21 protein-coding genes are annotated in these 22,778 nt (G+C 73.1%); 10 read left to right on the forward strand and 11 right to left on the reverse strand.

Features of this window, described 5'->3' with window-relative positions; translation table 11 throughout:
• Window positions 1-30 precede the first annotated feature (30 nt).
• Window positions 31-702, reverse strand: a complete 672-nt coding sequence (locus JHAT_RS17225) for a response regulator transcription factor (RefSeq protein ID WP_077799071.1) — start codon at window positions 700-702, stop codon at window positions 31-33.
• 83 nt (window positions 703-785) lie between these two features.
• Window positions 786-1,988 carry a sensor histidine kinase gene (locus tag JHAT_RS17230; RefSeq protein ID WP_077799072.1) on the reverse strand — a complete coding sequence of 401 codons (1,203 nt, stop codon included), beginning with the start codon at window positions 1,986-1,988 and terminating at the stop codon, window positions 786-788.
• Window positions 1,989-2,217: 229 nt separating this feature from the next.
• On the opposite strand from JHAT_RS17230, the gene JHAT_RS17235 reads away from it, so the two are divergent.
• Window positions 2,218-3,201, forward strand: a complete 984-nt coding sequence (locus tag JHAT_RS17235; protein ID WP_253195527.1) for an SAM-dependent methyltransferase — start codon at window positions 2,218-2,220, stop codon at window positions 3,199-3,201.
• Between the two features lie 68 nt (window positions 3,202-3,269).
• On the opposite strand, the gene JHAT_RS17240 is transcribed toward JHAT_RS17235, so the two are convergent.
• The gene (locus tag JHAT_RS17240) at window positions 3,270-4,421 is read right to left on the reverse strand and encodes an NADH-quinone oxidoreductase subunit D (protein WP_077799074.1); all 1,152 of its coding nucleotides are present in this window, start codon (window positions 4,419-4,421) and stop codon (window positions 3,270-3,272) included.
• A 31-nt stretch (window positions 4,422-4,452) separates the two neighbouring features.
• On the opposite strand from JHAT_RS17240, the gene JHAT_RS17245 reads away from it, so the two are divergent.
• Window positions 4,453-5,004: a PH domain-containing protein gene (locus JHAT_RS17245; protein ID WP_107481949.1), complete on the forward strand. Its 552-nt coding sequence runs from the start codon at window positions 4,453-4,455 to the stop codon at window positions 5,002-5,004.
• Window positions 5,001-6,317 (forward strand): PH domain-containing protein, encoded by a 1,317-nt coding sequence (locus JHAT_RS17250; protein ID WP_077799075.1) that lies wholly within the window; start codon window positions 5,001-5,003, stop codon window positions 6,315-6,317. Before JHAT_RS17245 ends, JHAT_RS17250 begins: the two co-directional genes overlap by 4 nt.
• A gap of 62 nt (window positions 6,318-6,379) precedes the next feature.
• Here the strand turns inward: JHAT_RS17250 and JHAT_RS17255 are convergent, their stop codons facing one another.
• Window positions 6,380-7,612, reverse strand: a complete 1,233-nt coding sequence (locus JHAT_RS17255) for a hypothetical protein (protein WP_253195521.1) — start codon at window positions 7,610-7,612, stop codon at window positions 6,380-6,382.
• Window positions 7,613-7,819: 207 nt separating this feature from the next.
• Window positions 7,820-8,941 (reverse strand): esterase family protein, encoded by a 1,122-nt coding sequence (locus JHAT_RS17260; RefSeq protein ID WP_077799077.1) that lies wholly within the window; start codon window positions 8,939-8,941, stop codon window positions 7,820-7,822.
• Window positions 8,942-9,173: 232 nt separating this feature from the next.
• Here JHAT_RS17260 and JHAT_RS17265 point away from each other — a divergent pair, with 232 nt between their 5' ends.
• The 6 genes from JHAT_RS17265 (at window position 9,174) to JHAT_RS17290 (ending at window position 14,330) form a co-directional block, all read left to right on the forward strand.
• On the forward strand, window positions 9,174-10,997 hold the full coding sequence (locus JHAT_RS17265) for a phosphatidylglycerol lysyltransferase domain-containing protein (RefSeq protein WP_077799078.1): 1,824 nt from the start codon (window positions 9,174-9,176) through the stop codon (window positions 10,995-10,997).
• A 110-nt stretch (window positions 10,998-11,107) separates the two neighbouring features.
• Window positions 11,108-12,037: a dihydropteroate synthase gene (gene folP / locus JHAT_RS17270; RefSeq protein WP_077799079.1), complete on the forward strand. Its 930-nt coding sequence runs from the start codon at window positions 11,108-11,110 to the stop codon at window positions 12,035-12,037.
• Window positions 12,034-12,537 (forward strand): nuclear transport factor 2 family protein, encoded by a 504-nt coding sequence (locus JHAT_RS17275; RefSeq protein WP_077799080.1) that lies wholly within the window; start codon window positions 12,034-12,036, stop codon window positions 12,535-12,537. Before folP ends, JHAT_RS17275 begins: the two co-directional genes overlap by 4 nt.
• Window positions 12,538-12,775: 238 nt before the next feature.
• Complete coding sequence (gene folB, locus JHAT_RS17280) at window positions 12,776-13,135, forward strand: dihydroneopterin aldolase (protein ID WP_077799081.1); 360 nt, start codon at window positions 12,776-12,778, stop codon at window positions 13,133-13,135.
• Window positions 13,132-13,743 (forward strand): 2-amino-4-hydroxy-6-hydroxymethyldihydropteridine diphosphokinase, encoded by a 612-nt coding sequence (gene folK, locus JHAT_RS17285; protein WP_077799082.1) that lies wholly within the window; start codon window positions 13,132-13,134, stop codon window positions 13,741-13,743. The genes folB and folK overlap by 4 nt, the downstream gene beginning before the upstream one ends.
• Window positions 13,744-13,844: 101 nt before the next feature.
• Complete coding sequence (locus JHAT_RS17290) at window positions 13,845-14,330, forward strand: DUF3180 domain-containing protein (RefSeq protein ID WP_077799083.1); 486 nt, start codon at window positions 13,845-13,847, stop codon at window positions 14,328-14,330.
• Between the two features lie 39 nt (window positions 14,331-14,369).
• Here the strand turns inward: JHAT_RS17290 and folE are convergent, their stop codons facing one another.
• The 6 genes from folE to dacB form a co-directional block, all read right to left on the reverse strand.
• A complete protein-coding gene (gene folE, locus JHAT_RS17295) occupies window positions 14,370-14,975 on the reverse strand; it encodes a GTP cyclohydrolase I FolE (RefSeq protein ID WP_077799084.1) in 606 nt (201 codons plus the stop codon).
• 119 nt (window positions 14,976-15,094) lie between these two features.
• Window positions 15,095-17,134 carry an ATP-dependent zinc metalloprotease FtsH gene (gene ftsH / locus JHAT_RS17300; protein ID WP_077799085.1) on the reverse strand — a complete coding sequence of 680 codons (2,040 nt, stop codon included), beginning with the start codon at window positions 17,132-17,134 and terminating at the stop codon, window positions 15,095-15,097.
• 174 nt (window positions 17,135-17,308) lie between these two features.
• Window positions 17,309-17,869: a hypoxanthine phosphoribosyltransferase gene (gene hpt / locus JHAT_RS17305; RefSeq protein WP_077799086.1), complete on the reverse strand. Its 561-nt coding sequence runs from the start codon at window positions 17,867-17,869 to the stop codon at window positions 17,309-17,311.
• A gap of 71 nt (window positions 17,870-17,940) precedes the next feature.
• The gene (tilS, locus tag JHAT_RS17310; protein ID WP_077799087.1) at window positions 17,941-18,987 is read right to left on the reverse strand and encodes a tRNA lysidine(34) synthetase TilS; all 1,047 of its coding nucleotides are present in this window, start codon (window positions 18,985-18,987) and stop codon (window positions 17,941-17,943) included.
• Window positions 18,988-19,176: 189 nt separating this feature from the next.
• Complete coding sequence (locus JHAT_RS17315) at window positions 19,177-20,304, reverse strand: zinc-dependent metalloprotease (protein ID WP_077799088.1); 1,128 nt, start codon at window positions 20,302-20,304, stop codon at window positions 19,177-19,179.
• A 176-nt stretch (window positions 20,305-20,480) separates the two neighbouring features.
• The gene (gene dacB / locus JHAT_RS17320) at window positions 20,481-22,118 is read right to left on the reverse strand and encodes a D-alanyl-D-alanine carboxypeptidase/D-alanyl-D-alanine-endopeptidase (RefSeq protein ID WP_253195523.1); all 1,638 of its coding nucleotides are present in this window, start codon (window positions 22,116-22,118) and stop codon (window positions 20,481-20,483) included.
• Between the two features lie 79 nt (window positions 22,119-22,197).
• Here dacB and JHAT_RS17325 point away from each other — a divergent pair, with 79 nt between their 5' ends.
• On the forward strand, window positions 22,198-22,689 hold the full coding sequence (locus JHAT_RS17325) for an inorganic diphosphatase (RefSeq protein WP_006132604.1): 492 nt from the start codon (window positions 22,198-22,200) through the stop codon (window positions 22,687-22,689).
• The last annotated feature ends 89 nt before the right edge of the window (window positions 22,690-22,778 follow it).

Raw genomic sequence — 22,778 nt, forward strand, 5'->3', positions numbered from 1 at the left:
CCGGCGCCGTGGGGGGGGAGGGGCGGGCGGTCAGCCGTGTCCGCCGGCCCGCACCAGCCCGGTCTCGTAGGCCAGGACCACCACCTGCACCCGGTCGCGCAGGCCGAGCTTGGTCAGGATGCGGCCGACGTGCGTCTTCACGGTCGCCTCGGACAGCACGAGCCGGGTCGCGATCTCCCGGTTGGACATGCCCTGCGCGACCAGCACCATCACCTCGCGCTCGCGCTCGGTGAGCCGCTGGAGCTCCCCGTGCCGGGGCTCCTGGCCGGCGGTCGGCAGCATCGGGGCGAACCGGTCGAGGAGCCGGCGGGTGGTCGAGGGGGCCACCACCGCGTCGCCGCTGTGCACGGAGCGGATCGCGGCGAGCAGCTCGCCGGGCGGCACGTCCTTGAGCATGAAGCCGGAGGCGCCCGCCTTCAGCGCCGAGAAGGCGTACTCGTCCAGGTCGAAGGTGGTCAGGATCAGCACCTTCGGCGCGGCCGGGTCCGCGCAGATCCGGCTGGTGGTCTCCACCCCGTCGAGCTTGGGCATGCGGACGTCCATCAGGACGACGTCGACGGCGGTCGAACGCAGCACCTGGAGTGCCTCGACGCCGTCGCCCGCCTCCGCGACGACCTCCATGTCCGGCTGGGCCGCGAGCACCATCCGGAACCCGGTGCGCAGCAGCACCTGGTCGTCGACGAGCATCACGCGGATCGTCATCGGGCCTCTTCCGTTCTCCGGCCGGAGCCCCGGCCGGGGGTTGTGACAGGTGTCAACGCCGTACACGCGTACGGGCACGGAGGTCAGTGTGCGGGCTTCAGCGGCAGCAGCGCACTGATGCGGAATCCTCCGCCGGGCCGCGGGCCGGCGTCCAGGGTGCCGCCGACCATGCCGATCCGTTCCCGCATGCCGATCAGTCCGTGGCCCTGGCCGTCGAAGCCGCCCTCCTCGTACAGCTCGTGGGGGGCGCCCTTGCCGTCGTCCTCTATGAGCAGGCCCAGTCCGTCGTCGAAGTAGACGAGGCGCACGCTCGCGCCCGCGTTGGGTCCGCCGTGCTTGCGGGTGTTGGTGAGCGCCTCCTGCACGATGCGGTACGCGGTCAGCTCGACGCCGCTGGGCAGCCGGCGCGGAGTGCCCTCCACCTTGAAGTCGACGGGCAGCCCCGAGGTGCGGCACTGCTCGACCAGCTCCTCGATCTGCTGGACGTCGGGCTGCGGGACGTACTCCCCGGCCTCCTGGTGCTCGCCGGTGCGGAGCACGCCGAGCAGGCGGCGCATCTCGGCGAGGGCCTGCCGGCCGGTGGAGGAGATGGTCTCCAGGGCCTTCTTCGCCTGGTCGGGCGCCGCGTCCAGGACGTAGGCGGCGCCGTCGGCCTGCACCACCATGACCGAGACGTTGTGCGCGACGACGTCGTGCAGCTCCCGGGCGATCCGGGCCCGTTCGGCGGCGACCGCGACCTTGGCCTGCGCCTCGCGTTCCTTCTCCAGCCGGGCGTTGCGTTCCTCCAGCTGCGCGAAGTAGGCGCGGCGGGTGCGGACGGAGTCGCCGAGCACCCAGGCGAGGGCGAACGGCACCGCCTGGAAGACCGTGATGGCGAGGTTGCCCGCGATGCCGGTGTCCTGGCTGGGCCAGCGCAGCTGCGCGAGGGGCGCGGCGCACAGGCCCGTGGTGAGCGCGACCCGGGAGGCCCAGCGGGCGCCGGTCACGGCCACGGTGTAGACGATCACCAGCAGGGCGAAGTCGGCGGACATCGTGGGGATGTCCAGCACCAGCTGGCCCACCCCCAGCGCGGCGGCCAGCAGCAGCATCTTCTCCGGCATGCGCCGGCGCAGCGCGATCACCACGGACAGCAGCACCATGAGCGGAACGACCAGCGCCGTGACGTCCTTCCCCTGGGCCTCCTGCTGCGGGGTCACCGACATCACGGAGATCCCGAGCAGGAAGAGGGCCCAGAAACAGTCGACCCCGGTCGGGTGTCTGCGGAGGAAGTCGTAGAGGCGCTGCACCTAACCCAGAGTAGGGAAGCGAAATAGGTGCAGGGGTCAACCGGAGGGCCGATCCACGCCTGGCGCGCGTACTCCGCAAGGTGGAGGCTCTGCTCTCCTGTGCGCCTAGCCTGGGCCTGTGACGGCGAAGGCAGCGGGAACGGCGGGGACGTCGGGGTCAGCGGGGGCGGCAGAGGCCGACGGGACGGACGACGACTGGCGTGGCTGGCGGGAGGCCACGGCGGACGCCCTGTACGGACCGGCGGGGTTCTACCGCCGCCCCGAGGGGCCCGCCGGGCACTTCCGTACGTCGGTGCACGCCTCGCCGCTGTTCGCGGGGGCCGTGGCGCGGCTGCTGTGCCGGGTCGACGAGGCGCTGGGCCGGCCGGCGTCGCTCGCCTTCGTGGACATGGCCGCGGGGCGGGGCGAACTGGTCACCGGTGTGCTGGCCGCGCTGCCCGCGGACGTGGCCGCCCGCACGCGCGCGTACGCCGTCGAGGTCGCCGGCCGCCCCGACGGGCTCGACCGGCGGATCGCGTGGTCGGCCGAGCCGCCGCGCGGGGTGACGGGGCTGCTGTTCGCCAACGAGTGGCTGGACAACGTGCCGGTGGACGTGGCGGAGGTGGACGCCGACGGCGTGGCGCGGCGGGTGCTCGTGCGGGGCGACGGGACGGAACGGCTCGGGGAACTGGTGGGCGGGGCGGACGCCGAGTGGCTGGCGCGCTGGTGGCCGCTGCCGGGCCGGGAGGGGCTGCGGGCCGAGATCGGGCTCCCCCGGGACACCGCGTGGGCGTCCGCCGTCTCCACGCTCGGGCGGGGACTGGCCGTCGCCGCCGACTACGCCCACACGCGGGACGCCCGCCCGCCCTTCGGAACGCTCACCGGCTTCCGGGAGGGGCGGGAGACGGCACCGGTACCGGACGGCACGTGCGACATCACGGCCCACGTCGCCCTGGACGCGTGCGCGACGGCCGGCGGCGCGGACGGTGCCGGGCTCGGCGGTACGAGGTCCGGCACGGACGGCACCGGGCGGGCGGCGGCCGGGGCGGTGCGGGGGTCGGGCCGTACGGAGCGCGTGCCGGCGTGCACGCCCCCGGCGCGCGGCTGCTCCCCCAGCGCGCCGCCCTGCGCGCCCTCGGCGTCGTGGGCGCACGCCCTCCGCTCGCGCTCGCCTCCACCGACCCGGCGGCGTACGTGCGCGCCCTCGCGAGCGCCTCCGAGGCCGCCGAGCTGACCGCGTCCGGCGGGCTCGGCGACTTCCTGTGGCTGCTCCAGCCGGTCGGGGCCGTCGACGCCGCGCGGCTACTTGTCGATGTCCCCGACCACGAAGAACAGTGACCCCAGGATCGCCACCATGTCCGCGACCAGCGTCCCGGGCAGCAGCTCCGTCAGCGCCTGGATGTTGTTGTACGAGGCGGACCGCAGCTTCAGCCGGTACGGGGTCTTCTCGCCCTTGCTGACCAGGTAGTAGCCGTTGATGCCGAGCGGGTTCTCGGTCCACGCGTACGTGTGGCCCTCGGGCGCCTTCAGCACCTTCGGGAGCCGCTGGTTGACCGGGCCGGGCTCCAGCTCGGCGAGGCGGTCCAGGCAGGCGTCGGCGAGGTCGAGGGCGTTGTGCGTCTGCTCCAGGAGGCACTCGAAGCGGGCGAGGCAGTCGCCCTCGGTGCGGGTGACGACCTTCAGGGTGTCCTGCAGTTCGCCGTAGGCGAGGTACGGCTCGTCGCGGCGCAGGTCGAAGTCGACGCCGGAGGCGCGCGCGATCGGGCCGCTGACGCCGTACGCGTGCACGGCCTCGGCGCTCAGGACGCCCACGCCCCGGGTGCGCCCCCGGAAGATCTCGTTGCCGAGTACCAGGTCGTCGAAGACGTCCATGCGCGAGCGCACGGCGGCGACGGCACCGCGCGCGCGTGCGGCCCAGCCGGACGGCAGGTCCTCCTTGAGGCCGCCGACGCGGTTGAACATGTAGTGCATGCGCCCGCCCGAGACCTCCTCCATGACGTTCTGGAGGACCTCGCGCTCCCGGAAGGCGTAGAAGACCGGGGTGATGCCGCCCAGCTCCAGCGGGTACGACCCGAGGAACATCAGGTGGTTCAGCACCCGGTTCAGCTCCGCGAGCAGCGTCCGCGTCCACACCGCGCGCGGGGGGACCTCCATGCCGAGCATGCGCTCCACGGCGAGGACGACGCCCAGTTCGTTGGAGAACGCGGACAGCCAGTCGTGCCGGTTGGCCAGCACGATGATCTGCCGGTAGTCACGCGCCTCGAACAGCTTCTCCGCGCCGCGGTGCATGTAGCCGATCACGGGTTCCGCGCTCGTGATGCGCTCGCCGTCCAGGACGAGCCGCAGCCGCAGCACGCCGTGCGTCGACGGGTGCTGGGGGCCGATGTTGAGCACCATGTCGGTGCTCTCCGCGGCACCGCCGATACCGACCGTGGTCTCCGTCGTAGGAGTCATGCACACAGTCTCCCCTACGTACGCTGGCCCCATGGAGACGGGGAGCCCTGACCACACGGGCACGGCGGGGGCGGCGGAGGCCGGTCCCGGGGCGGCGGCCGGGACGGACACGACGGCGGGCGGACCGGTGTGGACCGGGCTGCCGCCGGGACTGCTGCGGATGCGGCGCCTGTTGCTGGTGGTGTGGATGGGGCTGTTCGCCCTGGCCGCCGGACTCGTGCCCGGGCTGCTGGCGGGACCCGCCTGGGCCGCCTTCGCGCTGCTGCCGCTGGCCGTGCTGGCCTGGGGCTGGGTGATGCTGGAACGCAACTGGCGCTCCTGGCGGTACGCCGAGCGCGCCGACGACCTGCTGATCAGCCGGGGCGTGCTGTGGCGGGAGGAGACCGTCGTGCCGTACGGCCGGATGCAACTGGTCGAGGTGACCTCCGGGCCCGTCGAACGGTACTTCGGGCTGGCCGGTGTGCAGCTGCACACGGCCGCCGCCGCGACCGACGCGACCATCCCGGGCCTGGACCCGGCCGAGGCGGAACGACTGCGCGACCGGCTCACCGAGCTGGGCGAGGCCCGATCGGCGGGGCTGTGAGCACCACGGGTGCCGACGAGGCGGTGACCGAACGCCGACTGCACCCCGTCACCCCGCTGCGGCGGGCCTGGGCGCCGGTCGCCGTGATCGCCGGGTGGGCCGTGCACGACCCCGACCAGGCACAGCGCCAGCTGACCAGGCTGACCACGACCACGCTGCTGACCGGTCTCGCCGTACTGATCCCCGCCGCCGCCCTGTACGGCTTCCTGACCTGGTGGTTCACCCACTTCGCGGTGACGGACGCCGAGCTGCGCATCCGTACCGGCCTGTTGTTCAGGCGCACGGCGCACATCCGGCTCGAACGCATCCAGGCCGTCGACGTCACCCAGCCGCTGCTGGCCCGCGTCGCGGGGGTCGCCAAGCTGAGACTCGACGTCGTCGGGACCGACAAGAAGGACGAGCTGGCCTTCCTGGGCGTCGCCGAGGCGCGTGCGCTGCGGGCCGAGCTGCTCGCGCGCGCGGCGGGCTTCGCGCCCGGGACGGCGCACGAGGTCGGTGAGGCGCCGTCCCGGCACCTGCTGCGCGTGCCGCCCGGCGTCCTCGCCGTCTCCCTGCTGCTGACCGGCGCGACCTGGGGCACGCTGGCCGCCGCCGTGGCCGTGCCGGCGCTGCTGTGGCCGGCCACCCACAGCCTGTGGACGGTCCTGGCGACCGCCCTGCCGCTGGCGGGCGCGGCCGGTGCGAGGAGCGTGGGGCGGTTCGTCGGGGAGTACGACTGGACGGTGGCCGAGTCGCCGGACGGGCTGCGCATCGACCACGGGCTGCTGGACCGGGCCCACGAGACGGTGCCGCCGGGCCGGGTGCAGACGGTGCGGATCGTGGAGCCGCTGCTGTGGCGCCGGCGGGGCTGGGTCCGGGTGGAGCTGGACGTGGCCGGGTCGTCGAACTCCGTGCTGCTGCCGGTCGCCCCGCGCGAGATCGCCGAGTCGGTGGTGGCGCGCGTGCTGCCCGGGGTGACCGTGCCGGCGCCGGCGGCGCTGTCGCGTCCGCCGCGGCGGTCCCGGTGGTGTCTGCCGCTGTGGTGGCGCGGTCACGGGCTGGCCGTCACCGACGCGGTGTTCGCCGCCCGGCACGGGCTGCTGCGGCGGAGCCTGGCGCTGGTCCCGCACGCCAAGGTCCAGAGCGTCCGCCTCACCCAGGGCCCGTGGCAGCGGGCCCGGCGGGTCGCCGACGTACGGGTGGACACGGGGGCGGACAAGACCGTGACCGCGCGCCTGCGGGACGCGGACGAGGCGGCGGAGCTGCTGCGCGACCAGGCGGAACGGTCCCGCACGGGCCGGCGGGACGCGCGCCCGGACCGGTGGATGGCGTGACGCGGACCGCGACCCGGGACGATGCCGCCGGCCGGTGACGGGACCCGCCCGGCCCGCGCCGGTCAGGACGCCGCGCCGCGCAGCCCCTGGAGGTCGATCCGCTCGGTCTCGTCGTGGGCCGTCAGGTCGATCACCTGGCCCACCCCCCGGGCCTCCTCGCCGGCCGGCTTGAAGGCGGCCTCCCTCTCGGCCTTGTGGAGGGCGAGGGCCTCCTGGCCGACGACGTCGGCGAGGTCCTCGTTCTGGACGGCCTCCAGAGCGGCGGGCGACGCCGTCGCGTCCTTGCCGTTCTTCGTGCCGAAGAAGTCGAAGCCGCCCTCGACCACCGGGCGACGCGCGGGAGCGGCCGGCACGACGGCCACCGCGGTCGGCACCGTGCGGTGCCCGGCGGGCTGCCGCGCGGACGGCCGGCCGGACGACTGCTCGGGCCGCCCCGCGGGTTCGTCGGGCCGGTCACCGGCCCGGTCCGGCTCGGTGGTGGGCGCGGCCCGGTGCCCGTCGGCCGCCTCGGGCTCCCCCTGGGCCCCGTCCTCCTGCGCGTCCTCGTCCGCCGCGGCGCTCTCGCCGCCGCCGTCGCCGTCGCCGCCGCCGTCGCCGTCGTCGCCACCGTTGCCGTCGTCGCCGCTGCCGTCGTCACCGTCGCCGTCGACGGGCTCGCGGTCCTCGTCGGCGGGTTCCTCGGCCTCGAACCGCGCCAGTGCGGCGTTCGCGCTCGAGAACAGCCGGGAGTCGGGCGGAGAGAGGACGGCGGGCGTCTCGGGCGCCTCCCCGGCGGGCCCGGCGGCCTCCGTGCTCCCGGCCTCCGACGGGCGCGTCTGCTCCGTCGGCGCCGTCTGCTCCACCGGCGCCGTCCGGGCCGCGGGCAGCGCGGGGGTCGTCGGCGCGGCCTCGATCTCCAGCAGGCGGCGGCCCTCCAGCGCGCTGGCGCGCTCGGTCTCCGCGGTGGCGTACCGGCGCAGCAGGGCGGCGTGTTCGTTGCGCAGCCCCGCCAGCTCCGTGCGCTTGGCGCGGAGCCGGTGCTCCAGCTTCATGCGCAGCTCGCGCGACTCCTCCAGGTCGGACTCCAGTTCGGCGACCCGCTCCTCGTAACGCCACTCGTCGCTCGCCCGCGCGCGCGTGAGGTCGGCGACGCGCTTGCCGGCCTGCACGTCCCAGTGGCGCATGACGACCGCGCCGACGACCGTCGTCACCGCGGCGGCCGCCGCGAGCGCCCGGAGGACCACCGCCTCGCTGAACACCCAGGGGCCGACCGCGCAGACGACCGAGACGCCTGCGATCGCCGACGGAGGAAGCATCCTGTGCAGAGGCGGGGAATGACGGTGACGTCCACGTGGCATGGCCAGAAACTTACCGCGCGTAGGCGAATCTTGGCGCCCGGCCCCGCAAAAACACGACCGTCTCCCTGGCGTTCACACGGCATCAGGATTCCACTTGCCCGCCGGAAGCCGAATTAAATCAAGATCATTTCTGGGAAAGCCCGCCCACCGGCCGGCGGCCACGCGTCAACGGCCGTCCAGCCGCCCGCTGAGCCACTGCAGCATCGCGGGGATCTCGCGCCGCCAGGTATTGAAGTTGTGCCCGCCCCTTTCGAGGATGATCGACGAGATCCGCGTCGGCTTCTTCTCCTTCACCCGCTCTATGAACTTCAGCGTGTCCTTGTAGTTCGTCTCACCGGACTTGCTGCTGGTGACGAGCAGCGAAGTAGCGGGCGCGGGCATGTTCTTGATGCACCACCAGAGGTCGGCCCGATTCCGCAGTCCCTCGTCGCCGTGGAAGAGGTCGCCCGTGGTCGGATCGCTGGGGGCGTCGTAGTACGCGGACAGGCCGACGCCGGCGGCGTAGACGCCGGGATGGTGCAGGGCGAGCTTCAGCGCGCAGTAACCCCCGGTCGAGTTCCCGACGATGCCCCAGCTGCCCGCTCCCCGGCCCACCCGGTACCGGCTGAGGACGGCCTCGGGGAGGTCCTCGGCGAAGAACGACTCCGTCTGCGGGCCGCCCGGCACGTCCACGCACTCCGTGTCGCGCGGCGGCGCCACCGTGGGCCGCAGCATCACCAGCACCATCGGCTGCATGCGGCCGTCCCTGGCCAGGTCCAGCGCCGTGCGCGGGTAGTGGAGCTTGCTCACCAGCGCCTCGGTCGTCCCCGGGTAGCCGGTCAGGACGACGGCCGCGGGGAAGGTGCGGGTGCGGTACCGCGGCTGGAAGTACTCCGGGGGCAGGTACACCTCCGCGGGCGTCGCGATGCGCGTCGTGCGGCCGACGATCCTGACGCTCTGGATCTGGCCGCCGTCCTCCGGCCGGGCCCCGCCCGCCTGCCTCACCCGCCGCTCGCCGACCACCCGGAGCGGGCCGCCGGCGCCTGCCGAGTGGTCGACCACCACGCCCTGCCCGGTCTCCCGCCCGAACAGGTCGGCCCAGCTCGCGTAGAACCCGAAGGCCTGGTTGGCGGCGAGCGCGACCGCGGCGAAGACCGCCAGCTGGGTGGCGAGCAGCAGACCTGTCCGGCCCAGGACGGCACGCCAGTTCCGCCCGGCCAGGCGCGGCCACAGCCACACCGTGCCGACGAACAGCAGCACGCCGGACACGACCGCCAGCGCCAGCACCTTGTTGCTTGTCAGACCCATGCCTCGCTACCTGCCTACGCTTTCCCACACGGTGCCCGGCCCCCCGTCGGGTTCACGAGGGGTTCCCCCGTAACGTTCCTCCGCCTGTGACGCGGCTTCGAGAAGGGGAGTGAACCTCTCTCCCCAGGACACCGTCCTAGAGGTCGCAATGTCGCCGGATGCCCGGAACGGGCCCGGGTCCACGGTCTCTCGCAGAACTACGGGTGCGATGTCTGTCAAGACAGATGAGGAAATGTCGGATGCGGTTCCGAAACCCGCCTCCCAGGCCGCCGGCCCCACGCGCGCGGGCCGGGTGCTGCGCGGCCCGCGTCCGGAGGCCGTGCCCGTCCTCGTCGGCAGAGCCTGCACCCTGGTCGGCCTGCTGAACATCGCCGCGGGCGTCTTCCCCCGCTTCCGGCACAGCCGTATGCACGCCGTCGCCGAGGTGCTGCCCGGCACGTTCGGCCCGTTCGCCGCGGCGCTCTCGCTCAGCACGGGCGTCCTGCTCCTGCTGCTCGCGCACGGGCTCAAGCGCCGCAAGCGCCGGGCCTGGCGGGCCGCCGTGGCCCTGCTGCCACTGGGCGCCGTCGCACAGCTCACCTACCGCCACTCCCTCGTCGGGATGCTCATCTCCCTGGCGCTGCTCGCCCCGCTGCTGCGCCACCGCGGCCAGTTCGCGGCGCTGCCCGACCCGCGCAGCCGCTGGAAGGCGCTCGCCAACTTCGTCCTCATGAGCGCCGGTTCCCTCGCCCTCGGACTGGTCGTCGTCAGTGCCCACCCGCACCGCACGGTCGGCGACCCGAGCCTGGCCGACCGCCTCACGCACGTGCTGTACGGCCTGTTCGGCTTCGAGGGGCCGATCGACTACCGGGGCAACACGTCCTGGACGGTCGCCTTCTCCCTCGGCGCCCTCGGCCTGCTCACCGCCGTCACCACCATCTACCTGGCCTTCCGCCCCGAACACCCGGCCGCGCGCCTGACGGAGGACGACGAGACGCGCCTGCGCGCCCTGCTGGCCAAGCACGGCAGCCGCGACTCCCTCGGTCACTTCGCGCTGCGCCGTGACAAGGCCGTCGTCTTCTCCCCCAGCGGCAAGGCCGCCGTCACCTACCGCGTCGTCTCCGGCGTGATGCTCGCCAGCGGCGACCCGATCGGTGACGTCGAGGCCTGGCCGGGCGCCATCGAACGCTTCATGGACGAGGCCCGCGCCCACTCCTGGACGCCCGCCGTCATGGGCTGCTCCGAGACCGGCGGCGAGGTGTGGACCCGCGAGACCGGGCTCGACGCCCTCGAACTGGGCGACGAGGCGGTGGTGGACGTCGCGGATTTCTCCCTCGCCGGCCGCGCGATGCGCAACGTGCGCCAGATGGTCAAGCGCATCGAGCGGGCCGGTTACGAGACCCGGGTACGGCGCGTGGCTGACCTCGGCGACGCCGAGCTGGACCGGATCCGCCGGGCCGCCGACGACTGGCGCGGCACGGACACCGAGCGCGGCTTCTCGATGGCCCTCGGCCGCATCGGCGACCCGGCCGACGGCGACTGCCTGATCGCGACCGCGCACAAGCAGGACGCCGAGCCCGGCGAGTACGGCGACCTCAAGGCGATCCTGCACTTCGTGCCGTGGGGCGCCGACGGCGTCTCCCTCGACCTGATGCGCCGCGACCGCTCGGCCGACCCGGGCATGAACGAGCTGCTGATCGTGGCCGCGCTCCAGGCCGCCCCGAAGCTGGGCATCGCGCGGGTCTCCCTGAACTTCGCCATGTTCCGCGCGGCGCTCGCACGCGGCGAGAAGATCGGCGCGGGGCCGGTGCTGCGGGCGTGGCGCGGGCTGCTGGTGTTCCTCTCGCGCTGGTTCCAGATCGAGTCCCTGTACAAGTTCAACGCCAAGTTCCGGCCCCGCTGGGAGCCGCGCTTCGTGGTCTACCGCACATCGGCCGACCTGCCCCGCATCGGCTTCGCCGCCATGCAGGCGGAGGGCTTCGTCACGCTCACGCTCCCCCGCTTCCTGCGGCGCCGTGCGACCACGCGACGACCGTGCGCGCACGGGGTGACGGAACGGGAGGCCCGAGCGGCGTGACGGGGACCCGGCACAGGCCGCCGCAGGCACCCCGCGCAAGCGCCGCAGGTGCCCACGGGCACCCCGCACCACCGCCGGAGGCATCCGCCCGCTGGGCCTACGCTGAACACATGAGCAAGCAGACCGGCCGCCGCCACCTGGCGGGACTGACCGCATGGGACCGCTGTGCGGTCATGGGGGTCGTCAACGTGACCCCCGACTCCTTCTCCGACGGCGGTCGCTTCTTCGACACCACGGCCGCCATCAAGCACGGCCTCGACCTCGTCGCCCAGGGCGCCGACCTGGTGGACGTCGGCGGCGAGTCGACCCGCCCCGGCGCGACCCGCGTCGACGAGGACGAGGAACTCCGCCGGGTCGTCCCGGTCGTGCGCGGCCTGGCCTCCGAGGGCGTCACGATCTCCGTCGACACGATGCGCGCCTCCGTCGCCGAGCAGGCCCTCGCCGCCGGCGCCGCCCTCGTCAACGACGTCAGCGGCGGCCTCGCCGACCCCCGGATGATCCCGGTCGTGGCCGACGCCGACGCCCCCTTCGTCGTCATGCACTGGCGCGGCTTCCTGGAGGGCGGCAACGTCCGCGGCACCTACGCCGACGTCGTCGCCGAGGTCGTCGACGAGCTCCACGCGCGCGTGGAGGCGGTCCTGGAGGGCGGCATCGCCGCCGACCGCATCGTCGTCGACCCCGGCCTCGGCTTCTCCAAGGACGCCGAGCACGACCTCGTCCTCCTCGCCCACCTCGACCGTCTGCTCGCCCTCGGCCACCCCCTGCTCGTCGCCGCCTCCCGCAAGCGCTTCCTCGGCCGCGTCCTGGCCGGCCCGCAGGCCGCCCCGCCGCCCGCCCGCGAGCGCGACGCGGCCACCGCCGCCGTCTCCGCGCTCGCGGCACACGCCGGCGCGTGGGCGGTGCGCGTGCACGAGGTGCGCGCGACGGCGGACGCGGTACGGGTCGCGCGCGCGGTGGCGGGAGCACGGACGACGGACCCGGCGAAGGCGCCGGCCGCGAAGGCGCCGTCGGACAGAGGCGGCCCGGAAGGAGCCCGGTGAACGCCCCCCACATCGACGTCGAAGAGGTCGAGGCCACCAACACCGCCTTCTACGAGGCCCTCGAGCAGGGTGACTTCGAGAAGGTGTCGGAGCTCTGGCTCACCCCGTCCGACCTGGGCATCGACGAGAGCTACCACGACCCGGCGGACTCCGGCGTGGTCTCCTGCGTCCACCCCGGCTGGCCGGTGCTCACCGGCCGCGGTGAGGTCCTGCGGTCGTACGCGCTGATCATGGCGAACACCGACTACATCCAGTTCTTCCTCACCGACGTGCACGTCTCCGTCACCGGCGACACCGCCCTGGTGACCTGCACGGAGAACATCCTCAGCGGCGGCCCCGCCCCCGAGGGCGACGGCGAGCTCGGACCGCTCGTCGGCCAGCTCGTGGTCGCCACCAACACGTACCGCCGCACGCCCTCGGGCTGGAAACTCTGGTCGCACCACGCCTCGCCGGTCCTGACGGAGAACGACGACGAGAACGGCGAGGACGCACCCCCCTGAGCCGACGACGGGCGAGAAGTGGCGGGAATCACGGACCTCCGGATACGGACGGCCACCATCCCGTGAGCCACCGGCTTCGCCAGGGCAAACGTACGGTGAAACCTCCGGACGTCCGCCCGGACCCGCGCCCCTCGCGTCCCGGCGATGTCGGTGCCCGCGGGTAGATTCGACTGAGGCCGGGGTACCGCCCGCACGTGGTGCGCACCGGCCGTGACCGACGACTGCAGGAGTGATTCGTGTGGATCGTGTCGCGCTGCGCGGCCTGAAGGCCCGCGGGCACCACGGTGTGTTCCCCAAGGAGCGCGAGGAGGGCCAGACCTTCCTCGTGGACATCGTCCTGGGCCTGGACACCCGACCGGCCGCGGCCGACGACGACCTGGCGAAGACCGTGCACTACGGCATCGTGGCCGAGGAGGTCGTGGCCGTCGTCGAGGGCGAGCCCGTCAACCTGGTGGAGACGCTCGCCGAGCGCATCGCCCAGGTCTGCCTGAAGCACGAGGGGGTCGAGGAGGTCGAGGTCTGCGTCCACAAGCCGGACGCGCCGATCACGGTGCCCTTCGACGACGTGACCGTCACCATCATCCGGAGCCGTGCATGAGTGTCCCGTTCACCAACGGTCCCAGCGACCCGACCGTCCAGCCGGTGCCCGCGTCCGTCGTCGAGAGGGTGGACGCCGCCGACAGCACGCTGTCCAACCCCAAGCGCGCCGTGATCGCCCTCGGCGCCAACCTCGGCAACCGCCTGGAGACCCTCCAGGGCGCCATCGACGCGCTGGAGGAGACCCCCGGCGTGCGGATCAAGGGCGTCTCGCCGGTGTACGAGACCGAGCCGTGGGGCGTCGCGCCCGGCACCCAGCCGTCGTACTTCAACGCGGTCGTGATCCTGAAGACCACCCTGCCCCCGTCCTCCCTCCTGGAACGGGCGCACGCCGTCGAGGAGGCCTTCCACCGCGTCAGGGACGAGCGCTGGGGTCCGCGGACCCTCGACGTCGACATCGTCGCCTACGCCGACGTGGTCTCCGACGATCCGCACCTGACCCTGCCCCATCCGCGCGCCCACCAGCGCGCCTTCGTCCTCGCCCCGTGGCACGACGTGGACCCCGAGGCCCAGCTGCCCGGCCACGGCCCGGTCGCCGGCCTGCTGGACGCGGTGACACGCGAAGGCGTCGTGCCCCGGACCGACCTGGAACTCCACCTGCCCGAGTAGTCGTTAAGGTCGAGACGACCGAAGTCCGCCGCCGGACGCCCGCCGTCCGGGCGTGCGGCAGCCGACGCCCGTGCCGGACGTCCGGGGAGCGAAGGGGCACCGTGAAAGAGCTGCGCATCAGGATGCTGGCCGGCGTGTTCGTCGTCGCCGGAGTCCTGTCCTGGGCGGGTGCCCGCCTGTGGAACTCGCTCGGGACCCTTCCGAGCGTCCCTCTTGCCGCCCCCGTCGTGCTCGCGCTGATCGCCGTGATCCTGCTGGCCACGGCGCTCTCGATCCGCGCCCGGCTGAAGGCCCAGCGGGACCGGGTCCCCGGCGCCAAGGGCGTCGACCCGCTGATGGCGGCCCGCTCGGTCGTCTTCGGCCAGGCCAGCGCCCTCGTGGCCGCCCTCGTCGCCGGCATGTACGGCGGCACGGGCGTGTTCCTGCTGGAGTACCTCGACATCCCCGCCCGCCGCGACCAGGCCGTCTACGCCGGCTTCTCGGTCCTCACCGGCATCGGCGTCATAGCGTCCGCCGTCTTCCTCGAGCGGGTCTGCAAGCTCCCGGACGACGAGGACGACAACGCGGGCACGGCCTCGACGACCTGACCGTCACCACGCCCCCGGTGGTCCCGGCCCGCGCGGTGGTCAGCTCGCCATGATCAGGCTCATCGCCTCGTTGCGGGTGGCGAGGTCGCGCAGCTGGCCGCGCACCGCCGAGGTGATGGTCTTCGCGCCCGGCTTGCGGATGCCCCGCATCGACATGCACATGTGCTCGCACTCGATGACGACGATCACGCCGCGCGGTTCCAGGATCTCCATCAGGGAGTCCGCGATCTGCGTGGTGAGACGTTCCTGCACCTGCGGTCGGCGGGCGTAGACGTCCACGAGGCGGGCGAGCTTGGACAGCCCGGTGATCTTCCCGCTGGCGGACGGGATGTACCCGACGTGGGCGACACCGCGGAAGGGGACCAGGTGGTGCTCGCACGTGCTGAACACCTCGATGTCCTTCACCAGGACCATCTCGTCGTGACCGAGGTCGAAGGTCGTCGTCAGGACGTCCTGGGGCTCCTGCCAGAGACCGGCGAATATCTCCCGGTACGCCCGCGCCACCCGCGCCGGCGTCTCCCTCAGACCCTCACGGTCCGGGTCCTCGCCGACCGCGATCAGCAGTTCGCGTACGGCGTTCTCGGCCCGCTTCTCGTCGAACTCGCCGATCGGTTCCTGGCCGTCCAGCGTCACGGGGTCGGTCATCGGGTGCCTCGTTCCTGTTTCTCGCGTGCCGGCATACGGAAATGCCGCGCCCCCCAAGGCTAGAACCTGGGGGGCGCGGCGTGCATTCCGGGCCTGCGGGGCCCGCGGGGAGAGCCGGATCAGCTCTCCGGGCGGTCCTCCGTGGCTCGCTCCGGTGCCGGGGCGGGCTCCGCGGCGGTGCTCTTGGCGGTGGAGATCGCCGCCGTCGCACCGTTCGCCCCGTTCGTCAGCGCGAGCTCCTTGGGGGAGAGCACCGGCGGGCGGGTCGAGGGGGTGCGGCGGGAGGAACCGGTCCAGGCGGGCCGGGGCGGGCGCTTGACGATCGGGGCGAAGATCTCGGCGATCTCCTCCTTGCCGAGCGTCTCCTTCTCCAGCAGGGCGAGGACGAGGTTGTCCAGGACGTCGCGGTTCTCGACCAGGATCTCCCAGGCCTCGTTGTGCGCCGTCTCGATGAGCTTCTTGACCTCTTCGTCGACCAGCGCGGCGACCTCTTCCGAGTAGTCGCGCTGGTGCGCCATCTCACGGCCGAGGAAGGGCTCGGTGTTGTCGCCGCCGAACTTGATCGCGCCGAGACGCTCGGTCATGCCGTACTGGGTGACCATCGCGCGGGCCACACCGGTGGCCTTCTCGATGTCGTTGGCGGCACCGGTCGTCGGGTCGTGGAAGACCAGTTCCTCGGCCGCGCGGCCGCCCAGCATGTAGGCGAGCTGGTCGAGCATCTCGTTGCGCGTGGTCGAGTACTTGTCCTCGTCCGGGAGCACCATCGTGTAACCGAGGGCGCGGCCGCGGGAGAGGATCGTGATCTTGTGGACCGGGTCGGAGTTCGGTGAGGCCGCCGCGACCAGGGCGTGACCGCCCTCGTGGTACGCGGTGATCTTCTTCTCCTTGTCCGACATGATCCGGGTCCGCTTCTGCGGGCCCGCGACCACGCGGTCGATCGCCTCGTCCAGCATGCGGTTGTCGATCAGCTTCTGGTCGCTGCGGGCCGTCAGCAGCGCGGCCTCGTTCAGCACGTTGGCCAGATCGGCACCGGTCATGCCGGGCGTACGCCGGGCGACGGCCGACAGGTCGACGTCCGGGGCGACCGGCTTGCCCTTCTGGTGGACCTTGAGGATCTCCAGACGGCCCTGCATGTCCGGCCGGTCGACGGCGATCTGCCGGTCGAAGCGGCCCGGGCGCAGCAGCGCCGGGTCGAGGATGTCGGGCCGGTTCGTCGCGGCGATGAGGATCACGCCGCCCTTGACGTCGAAGCCGTCCATCTCGACGAGCAGCTGGTTCAGCGTCTGCTCGCGCTCGTCGTGACCGCCGCCGAGGCCGGCGCCGCGGTGACGGCCGACCGCGTCGATCTCGTCGACGAAGACGATGGCCGGGGCGTTCGCCTTGGCCTGCTCGAACAGGTCACGCACACGGGAGGCACCGACACCGACGAACATCTCGACGAAGTCGGAACCGGAGATCGAGTAGAACGGCACGCCCGCCTCGCCCGCGACGGCGCGCGCGAGCAGGGTCTTGCCGGTACCGGGGGGCCCGTAGAGCAGGACGCCCTTGGGGATCTTGGCGCCGACGGCCTGGAACTTCGCCGGCTCCTGGAGGAACTCCTTGATCTCGTGGAGCTCCTCGACCGCCTCGTCCGACCCGGCGACGTCGGCGAACGTCGTCTTGGGGGTGTCCTTGGTGATGAGCTTCGCCTTGGACTTCCCGAAGTTCATGACCCGGGAGCCGCCGCCCTGCATCTGGTTCATCAGGAACAGGAAGACGACCACGATCAGGACGAACGGCAGCAGGGACAGCAGGATGCCGACGAACGCGTTCTGCTTGGACGGCGACACGGTGTAGCCGTCGGGGATCTGCTTGTCCTGGTACTTGTTCTGCAGGGTGCCGGCGATGGTCACGCCCTGGTCGCCGATGTAGCTCGCCTGGATCTTCGAGCTGCCCTTGATCTTCTCGCCGTCCTTGAGCTGGACCTTGATGATCTGCTCGTCACCGGTGGTCAGCTTGGCCGACTCGACCTTGTTGTCGTTGATCGCCTGGACGACCTGGCCAGTGTCCACCGTCTTGTAGCCGCCGGACGAGCCGACGACCTGCATCAACACGACCACGGCAAGGACGGCCAGCACGATCCACATGACCGGCCCACGGAAGTATCGCTTCACGTCCATCCACACGGAGCGGTGCCGCCCCGTCCCTCCTGCCATAGTGAGTTTGATAAGACAGTTCTTCTGACGGTACCCCAGCCTGGTGGCCCGAAGCCGCACAGGACGGTCGACGTCCCGTCTGCATGCTCCAACGGCGCGGGGGCCGCCGGGGTTCCCGTTCCGCCCTACGGGGCTGTGCTAGCCACCGTAGACGTGGGGCGCGAGCGTACCGACGAACGGCAGGTTCCGGTACTTCTCGGCGTAGTCGAGTCCGTAGCCGACGACGAACTCGTTGGGGATGTCGAAACCGACCCACTCCACGTCGATGGCCACCTTGGCGGCGTCGGGCTTGCGCAGCAGCGTGCACACCCTGAGGGAGGCGGGCTCGCGCGAGCCGAGGTTGGAGATCAGCCAGGACAGGGTCAGGCCGGAGTCGATGATGTCCTCGACGATCAGGACGTGCTTGCCCTTGATGTCGGTGTCGAGGTCCTTGAGGATCCGCACCACGCCGGAGGACTGGGTACCCGCGCCGTACGAGGACACCGCCATCCAGTCCATGGTGACGGGGGTGGACAGCGACCGGGCGAGGTCGGCCATGACCATCACGGCGCCCTTGAGGACACCGACGATGAGCAGGTCCTTGCCCTCGTACTCCGCGTCGATCTTCGCGGCCAGTTCGGCCAGCTTCGCGTCGATCTCTTCCTTGGTGATGAGTACCTTCTCGAGGTCGGCACCCATGTCGTTCGCGTCCACCCGCATCACTTTCGGTCGTCCCACCGGCCACTCCGGGCCACCCCGGTGACCCGGTCGGGTCGGTGGGAGGTCCGGATTCAGCCTTGCCGAATCACCAGTCTGCCACCCTGACGCCGGGCGACGACTTTGCCGGGGAGGTTGATGGCCCCCTGACCGCGCCAGCCGGTGATCAGCCGGTCGACTTCCTCGATGTGGCGGGCGAACAGCGCACCGGCCGGGGCACCGGCCTCGATGGCGGCGCGCCGCAGGATCCTGCGGCGTACGGCGGGCGGCAGGGCGTAGAGCTTGGCGCACTCCAGGACGCCGGTGGCGTCGCGGACGCCGGCCTCGGCCTGGCGGGCCCAGGTGTCGAGGGCGTCGGCGTCGTCCCGGGAGAGCTGGGCCGTACGGGCGAGGGCCTCGACGACGCCCTTGCCGAGGGCCTTCTCCAGGGCGGGCAGGCCCTCGTGGCGCAGCCGGGAGCGGGTGTACGCGGGGTCCGTGTTGTGCGGGTCGTCCCAGACGGGCAGGGACTGGACCATGCAGGCCTTGCGGGCGGTCTGCCGGTCGACCTGGAGGAAAGGACGCCGGTAACGGCCGCCGGCCCCCGAGACCGCGGCCATGCCCGACAGGGAGCGGATGCCGGAGCCGCGGGCGAGGCCCAGCAGGACGGTCTCGGCCTGGTCGTCGCGGGTGTGCCCGAGCAGGACGGCGGCGGCGCCGTGCCGGGCGGCGGCGGCGTCCAGGGCGGCGTAGCGTGCGTCACGGGCGGCCGCCTCGGGCCCGCCGGCGCGGCCGACGGTCACGGCGGTCGCCTCGACGGGGTCGAGGCCGAGTTCGCGCAGGCGCAGGACGACTTCTTCGGCGCGCAGGTCGGAGCCGCTCTGCAGGCCGTGGTCGACGGTGACGCCACCGGCGCGGACGCCGAGCCGGGGGGCCTCGAAGGCGAGGGCGGAGGCGAGCGCCATCGAGTCGGCGCCGCCGGAGCACGCCACGAGCACGAGCGGCGACGGCGGACGCCCGGGCGCGCGCTCGGCGGCCGTCCCGGCGGGGACGCCGACCGTGGTGTTCAGTTCGGTGAGGATGTCGTGGAGGACGCGGCGGACCGCCAGGCGTATCGCCGCGACCGCAGGATGGGGACCCATGTCCGGTGCCCTTCATGAAGTTTTCGGGGGGTGAGCCCGAGGTTCGGTCACACAGAGTGTGTAGATGGTGACAGAAACGGGCCGTTCCCCGAGCATCGCACGCCCGTCGAAGGCTTTCGGTCCCTCGGACGGGTGAAAGGGGTGTTCGTCCGCCGACGGCCGGATCCGTTCGCGCCCGGTCCGCGGGGCTCACGCCTCCGGCTTGCGGTGCACCCGCGCGATCCAGTCCGCCGGTTTGGCGATCTCCGACTTGGTGGGCAGGGTGTTGGGCGAGGTCCACACGCGGTTGAAGCCGTCCATGCCGCACTCGTCGACGACGGCCCGCACGAAGCGCTCACCGTCCCGGTACTGGCGGAGCTTGGCGTCGAGGCCGAGCAGCTTGCGCAGGGCCGTGTCGAGGCGGGAGGCGCCCTTGGCGCGGCGCTGCTGGAACTTCTCGCGGATCTCCCCGACGCTCGGTACGACCGCGGGGCCCACCCCGTCCATCACGAAGTCCGCGTGGCCCTCCAGCAGGGACATCACGGCGGTGAGGCGGCCGAGGACCTCCCGCTGGGCGGGGGTCTGCACCAGCTCGACGAGCGACCGGCCGCCGTCGTCCTCCTCGCCCTCGGGGCGTCCCCCGGCGAGCGTCTGGGCGGCGTCGCGGAGGCGTTCCAGCAGGGTCATGGGGTCGACGTCGGTCTCCGCGAGGAATGACTGGATCTCACCCTCGAGGTGGTCGCGCAGCCAGGGCACGGCGGTGAACTGCGTGCGGTGCGTCTCCTCGTGCAGGGTGACCCACAGGCGGAAGTCGTGGGGCTCGACGTCGAGCTCGCGCTCCACGTGCACGATGTTCGGCGCGACCAGCAGCAGCCGGCCGCCGCCGTTGGCTCCGGCGGGCAGCTCGCGGGTGGCCGGGGCGAAGGTCTCGTACTGGCCGAGGACCCGGGAGGACAGGAACGACAGCAGCATGCCCAGCTCCACGCCGGTGACCTTGCCGCCGACGGCGCCGAGGACGGCGCTGCCGGGGGAGCCGCCGCGGCGCTCCTGCATCTTCTCGAGCAGGGGCTTGAGGATCTCCCGGAACCCGGCGACGTTCGCCCGGACCCAGCCGGGGCGGTCGACGACGAGGACGGGGGTGTCGTGGGCCTCGTCGGTGGCCATACGAGTGAAGCCCCGGACGTGTTCCTCCGAGGCTTTGGCGTGGCGGCGGAGTTCCGCGACGACGGCCCGGGCCTCGTCGCGGCTCACCTCGGGGCCCGGCCGCACGAGCCGGGTCGCGGTCGCCACCGCGAGATTCCAGTCGACCATGCCGGAAGATGCGCCGATGCTCGTCATTCCTCAACGGTACGTGAGCGCCGCCGTCGGGGGCAGGCCGTGCGGGCGGCGGGACGGGGCGTGCTCGCGGGCGGGCGGCGTCGCCGCGGGGCGGGGCCCCTCCTCGCCCTGGGGGACACCTCCCGGGCCGTTCGGGCACCGGGGAGGCGCGGCTCCGCCCGCGAGCACGCCCGCGGCTATGCGGGCGCCGGGGACGCCAGGGCCGTCGCCGCTTCGTCCAGGGCCGTCTGGGCCGCCTGGGGGTCCGTCGTGTCGTGGGCCAGGAAGGCGAAGGCCAGGAGGTGGCCGTCGGGGGTGGCCACGGTGCCGGCGAGGGTGTTCACGCCGGTCAGGGTGCCGGTCTTGGCGCGGACGAGGCCGGCCGCGCCGTCCGCGTAGCGGCCGCTCAGCGTGCCGGTGAAGCCGGCGACGGGGAGGCCGGTGAGGACCGGGCGGAGTTCGGGCCGGGCGGGGTCGGCCGCCTCGGCGAGCAGGGCCGTGAGGAGGTCGGCGGTGATGCGGTCGGTGCGGTCCAGGCCGCTGCCGTCGTGGAACACCGCGCCCCGCACGGGCAGACCGAGCCGCTTCAGCCGGGCGGTGAGGGCGGCGGAGACGCCGTCGAAGTCGGCGGGGTGCCCGGTCGCCAGGGCCGTGTGGCGGGCCAGTGCCTCGGCGATGTCGTTGTCGCTGTTGGTCAGCATCCGCTCGACCAGGGCGGACAGCGGGGGCGAGGAGACGGTGGCGAGGGTGGCGGCGCGGGCCGTGGCCTTGGAGGGGCCCGGGGACGACGCCGTGACGCCGTGCTCGCCCAGGAAGCCCGCGAAGGCGCGGGCCGCGTCCGCCGCCGGGTCCGCCGCGCGCGGGGCCGGGCCGCTGCCGGAGTCGTCCGTGCGGGCCTCGTCGGCCATCAGGGCGGTGACGGGGGCGAGGTTCTCGTTGACCCCGATCGGGTGCGTCTCCGTACCGGCGTAGAGCGTCGTGTCGTACGACAGCGTCACCTCGCGCACGCCCCGCTTCTTCAGGGCCGCGGCGGTCTTCTCGGCGAGGGTGCGCAGGCTCGCGAGGCCTCCCCCACTCTCGGCTTCGCTCGAGCGGGAGGTGCCCCCATCGTCCGCGCGGGCGGTGAGGGTGGGGTCGCCGCCGCCGACCAGGACGAGTTCGCCCGTGCCGGCCTCCAGGGCGGTGCGGGTGGTGAGGCGGTGGTCGGGGCCGAGGGCGTCGAGGGCGGCGACCGCTGTGGCGATCTTGGTGGTGGAGGCGGGGGTCAGGGGGGTGCCGGCGCCCCGTCCGTAGAGGCGCTCGCCGGTGGTCAGGTCGACGACCGCCGCCCCGTTCCGGGTGCCGAGCGCCGGGTCGGCGAGGAGGGGGCCGAGGGCGTCGGCGAGGGCCTCGCCGCGCGGCGCCGCCCTGACGCCGCCGGGAACGGCGCCGGAGGTGCCGGCGAGGGCGGTCAGCACGGACGCGGCGCTGGGGGCGGGCCGGGGCGTCCCGGAGGCCGCACCGGGGCCGGCGGTCCCGCGACCGTGATCTGCGCCACCCGTGTGTGCACGGGCGACTGCCCGGTCCCGCTCGGCCGTACGCTGACCCGTGGAGTCCCAGGGGCCGACGGCGGTCACCACACCGGCGGCCAGTGCCAGCCCGGCGGTGGCGGCGCCGGCGGTGTACTGCCAGGTCTTCGGCCCGCGGGCGAGCTGCGGTGCCGCGGCCCGCGCGAGCCGCGTCAGACGCGGTCCGGCGGACCGGGCGGCGCGTGCGAGACGCGGTCGTACGGCGCTCGCGGCCCGCGCCACGCGCGGTCCCGCGGCCCGCCAAGGCCTCAGCTCTGGCACTACCACCAGCCCCTTTCGCGATCACACACCTGCGTGAGGGACACTTAACCACCAGAACTATGTGCTGATCATGGAGGAGCGTCCGGTGGAGTTCGACGTCACGATCGAGATCCCGAAGGGTTCGCGGAACAAGTACGAGGTGGACCACGAGACCGGTCGTATCCGCCTGGACCGCCGCCTGTTCACCTCGACCGCCTACCCGACCGACTACGGCTTCGTCGAGAACACCCTCGGCGAGGACGGCGACCCGCTGGACGCGCTGGTCATCCTGGACGAGCCGACCTTCCCGGGCTGCCTCATCCGCTGCCGCGCGATCGGCATGTTCCGCATGACCGACGAGGCCGGCGGCGACGACAAGCTGCTGTGCGTGCCGTCGACCGACCCGCGCGTGGAGCACCTGCGGGACATCCACCACGTGTCCGAGTTCGACCGCCTGGAGATCCAGCACTTCTTCGAGGTCTACAAGGACCTGGAGCCGGGCAAGTCGGTCGAGGGCGCCAACTGGGTCGGCCGGGTCGACGCGGAGGCCGAGATCGAGCGGTCCTACAAGCGCTTCAAGGAGCAGGGCGGCCACTGAGCGGTCACCCCTCCCGTAACGGGCCGCACGCGAGCGCGTGCGGCCCGTTCACGTTTGGGTGCGCATACTGAGGGCTACAGGAGGGTGTG

Source organism: Streptomyces sp. JHA26, from assembly GCF_002005565.1.
GTDB lineage: Bacteria > Actinomycetota > Actinomycetes > Streptomycetales > Streptomycetaceae > Streptomyces.